1 protein-coding gene is annotated in these 674 nt (G+C 42.0%); it reads right to left on the reverse strand.

Annotated elements, in window-relative coordinates; all coding sequences use genetic code 11:
• Positions 1-674 (reverse strand): PT domain-containing protein (locus tag Q5O30_RS06405; protein WP_302674619.1); only part of this gene is annotated, 674 nt, incomplete at both ends.

Consider the following 674-nt stretch of genomic DNA (forward strand, 5'->3'; position numbering starts at 1 on the left):
TTGGCTTTTCTGTTGGAGCTGCTGTAGGAGCCTCTGTCGGTGCCTCTGTAGGCTTCTCTGTTGGTGTTGCTGTAGGAGCTTCCGTTGGTGCTTCTGTTGGAGCTTCTGTCGGAGCTTCTGTCGGTGCCTCTGTAGGAGCTTCTGTCGGCTTTTCATCAGGTGTATCAACCTTGCTGTCATCTAAAACATTTCCTTCTGCATCCTTTACAACAGGGGCGAAAAATTCTATAGGATTGGTCAGACCTACCCAACCCATTCCTACTACAAATTCGCCTTTTCCTTCTCCGTCAGCTGTAAATGTTCCTGTTAATGTCTGTGCTCCTCCATTTAATTGAATTTTAGCTTTGTTGTTTGTTACCATTACGTTTCCATCATTAGATGCTGCAACTATGTTCCATTCAACTGTGTATGTAGCATTAGGTGTTAAATTATAAAATTTCTTAATAACCTGTAATCCCCATGCATCATTCCAGTTGCTGTTTGTCTGCTGAACTATAACATGCTTTGCATCTTTTTCATCGATTCCTGCCTTAGCAGTTGAAGCATTCCAGCTGGTTCCCAAATAGATTTTATAACCACCTAAATCAAATGTTCCTTCTTCATTAAATTCCTTGTCTAATTTAATCTCTGAACCAGGAGCTGCTGTTGACTCTTCTGTTGGTGCCTGTGTTGGA

The sequence above is a fragment of the Eubacterium sp. CAG:161 genome (assembly GCF_000432355.1).
In the GTDB taxonomy this organism is placed as follows: domain Bacteria; phylum Bacillota; class Clostridia; order Lachnospirales; family Lachnospiraceae; genus Eubacterium_G; species Eubacterium_G segne.